Origin of the sequence: Aeromonas sp. QDB30, from assembly GCF_027707645.1 — a bacterium.
GTDB classification, from domain to species: Bacteria; Pseudomonadota; Gammaproteobacteria; order Enterobacterales; family Aeromonadaceae; genus Aeromonas; species Aeromonas caviae.
Genome location: NZ_JAPCIY010000150.1, coordinates 1 through 2,548, shown reverse-complemented (window position 1 = coordinate 2,548; position 2,548 = coordinate 1). Strand labels below are relative to the sequence as shown.

4 protein-coding genes and 1 pseudogene are annotated in these 2,548 nt (G+C 50.6%); 1 reads left to right on the top strand and 4 read right to left on the bottom strand.

The features are described 5' to 3' along the window. Nucleotides 1–284, top strand: a 284-nt coding sequence (locus PG896_RS20765; protein ID WP_270836176.1) for a hypothetical protein, incomplete at its 5' end; no start/stop codon positions are given. Here PG896_RS20765 and PG896_RS20760 read toward each other — a convergent pair. From PG896_RS20760 to PG896_RS20745, 4 genes and pseudogenes are all read right to left on the bottom strand, one after another. After that, nucleotides 271–606 carry a GlyGly-CTERM sorting domain-containing protein gene (locus PG896_RS20760; RefSeq protein ID WP_270836175.1) on the bottom strand — a complete coding sequence of 112 codons (336 nt, stop codon included), beginning with the start codon at nt 604–606 and terminating at the stop codon, nt 271–273. The two genes, PG896_RS20765 and PG896_RS20760, sit on opposite strands and share 14 nt — an antisense overlap. A gap of 45 nt (nt 607–651) precedes the next feature. Continuing rightward, a complete protein-coding gene (locus PG896_RS20755; protein WP_270836174.1) occupies nt 652–1,665 on the bottom strand; it encodes an SVAGG family GlyGly-CTERM protein in 1,014 nt (337 codons plus the stop codon). 30 nt (nt 1,666–1,695) lie between these two features. After that, nucleotides 1,696–1,884: pseudogene (locus PG896_RS20750) on the bottom strand (transposase); the annotation flags it as partial. A 36-nt stretch (nt 1,885–1,920) separates the two neighbouring features. Beyond that, nucleotides 1,921–2,445: a tyrosine-type recombinase/integrase gene (locus PG896_RS20745; RefSeq protein ID WP_270836173.1), complete on the bottom strand. Its 525-nt coding sequence runs from the start codon at nt 2,443–2,445 to the stop codon at nt 1,921–1,923. Between the last annotated feature and the right edge of the window lie 103 nt (nt 2,446–2,548).

The following is a 2,548-nucleotide window of genomic DNA, read 5'->3' as shown; positions in this document are numbered from 1 at the left end:
CCAGCAGATCATTTTGGAGGTATTGGGTGAGCGCTATCGGCAAATTTATTCCTAAATCAGGTGCGGAATGTCGGATAGAAATAAGAAAGGCTCCCGACATGGCGGGGGCCTTGACTGTAATAAATCGTTTAATCGGAATTCGTATTTTGGGGACGCCCGTAATTTTTCCCGGCAACACTCATAACATCTGGGTGCTTTGGCGACTCACCATGCCAACGCAGCTTGGCCACCTTGCCATAATGATGAAAAAGGGTATTGGTACAAGGCTTATCAACACATTTTAAGCCGGCGAACCAACCCGCAGATAACCAAAGTCAGCAATGAAATCGGTCCTGTCGAACCACCGCCACCGCCATTTTCACCACCTTTGCCACCATTATCAGTGTTGGTACCTTGCACTGTGATGGCCATCGGCTTGGTAATCACCTTACCGCCAGTACCGCTACGCAGACCGAGGGTGAAGCTCTTGGCACCAACGAACGCCAGATCACGGGCGGTCACACGCACTGTGTAAGTCGGATTGCCTGCCGCATCGAGTGCTGTTTGGCCTGTAGTCGGGTCAAAGCGCACCAGTTGCGAGATACCATCGTTGTAGTGCTGGCCCACAACCGCGCTGCCAGACTCGCTATACAGCTCTACAGCTCTACAGCTCTACAGCTCTACAGAGAGACGCTTACCGGCAGCATCAGTGCCAGAGGCAGTGATGGTAACATCGATGTACGGCTTCGCATTGGTCAGGGCAGTGCCGTCTACTTTCATGGTGAAAGTGCGGTCAGCAACGTCTGCACTCGGCATGACGCCTGCACCTGTGCCTTTTGTCCATCCGTAGTAAGCACGGAGGTTGCCATCAGGCATCGTCAACAGGCGAGCGGCATCAGGGCTGTCAGGGTTGTTGTAGAAGTTTTGGAGCAAATATCTCTCGCTTGGGCCGTACGAGTAAATATCCCCTTTGTCAATGGCGGAAGGACTGCCACCGAACATGTTGTTCTTGGTCAGGTTACCGTAACCACACATCAGACGACCAGCCCAGATGCCCCCTTGGTCGCAGAATCCTTCTGCACCTTTACGGTTGTAAAGATCTTCTGCGCCGAACAGGTGGAATGCTTCATGTGCGTAGGTATCAGGGGTGGTGTCATAACGACTCACCATTAAATCAGCGCCGGAAGTAGCCATCCCATCAAACTTGCCATCTGGGCCGCCCTTGGTGGTGATCCACATATCGGCACCAGAGCTGTGCGCAGCGAAGGTCAGGTCTTGAATGTCCTGCTCGTTGGTGCATACACCGTCCCACAGCGGAGGCGCCATGATGCCGAAGTTCGGGCCATAAGAGCTACGAACACCGATAACCTTTTCGTTGAGCAGAACAACCGCGGCTGAGTAGCCTGTTTTACACGTCGGGTTCAGGACGGTATCGCTCATAACGAGGATCTGCTTCACCTCGAAATGCAGGTTCTCAGGATTGCCATTTTTGACGATGCCGGTGCGTTGACTAGTGTAATACTCGTCCATAGCCGCTACGCGCTGGTGAATAGTGTTAAACACTTTTTCGGCACCATCTTGATCAACGATGGATTTAGGAACCATTACGTTTACATCAATAACCGTAGTGGCCATCACCGCATTGCTTGCAACCAAGGTTGCAGCCATAAGGAGTAGCTTTGACATCAATAGTTTCTCCGGAACTAGGCTGTGTTCTCAAAATGCTGGTTTTCTGTCCACCAATAGCTCTCGTAAGTAACGAAGGCAGAAAGCCAGCTTGATAAAAGCAGCAAAACTTCCCGCCAGCTTTTCATATCTCGTTGAGAATCGGCGAAACTTCTTCAGCCATCCGAAGCACCGCTCGACCACATTTCGCCTGCGATAACGAGCTTTGTCTAAGGAAAGTGCGAACAAGTATCCCACGAACAAAAAATGAAAATTTTAGTCATTTAATATCAATGGGTTACCAGTAAATGCTCTCGTGCCATATGACTTATTCGCACCTTCCGTAGGAATAGGCCGACGTATTGGCGCACCACATTTGGCTCGAGCAGCGGGAACCGTCCAAATTTGCTCCTCCATATTGAACTCACTCCACTGCGCACCCAATGCCTCGCCGCTACGACAGCCAAGCAGGATCACCAATTTGGCTGCCAATTTTAATCCGCGGCTGGCCCTGCTCTGTTCAAATGCAATCCAAATCTGAGCAAGTTCACGCATGGTCAACACACGAGTGCCTCTCTCAGGTTGAGAGCCCACATCTTCGGTGCGTAATTGCAGCACCGGGGAGCCGCCAATGAGATTACGCCGAATACAAAAACTAAGAATGGATTTTAACCTGCGCAATAAATGCCCTGCGTTTTTCGGCTTTTTCTTGCCAATCTTATCAAACCACTCCAGCCAGCTCGAAAACGGGATCTGTTCAACCGGAATACCAATAAACAGAGGTTCGAAATAGCGCTGCATGGTATGCTCATAGAGCATGACCGTACCAGGGCCGACGCATGATCATTCTCTGCACAAGTTGATCAAGTCTCGATCAGTTGAACGGCTCCAAGTACGATTTTAA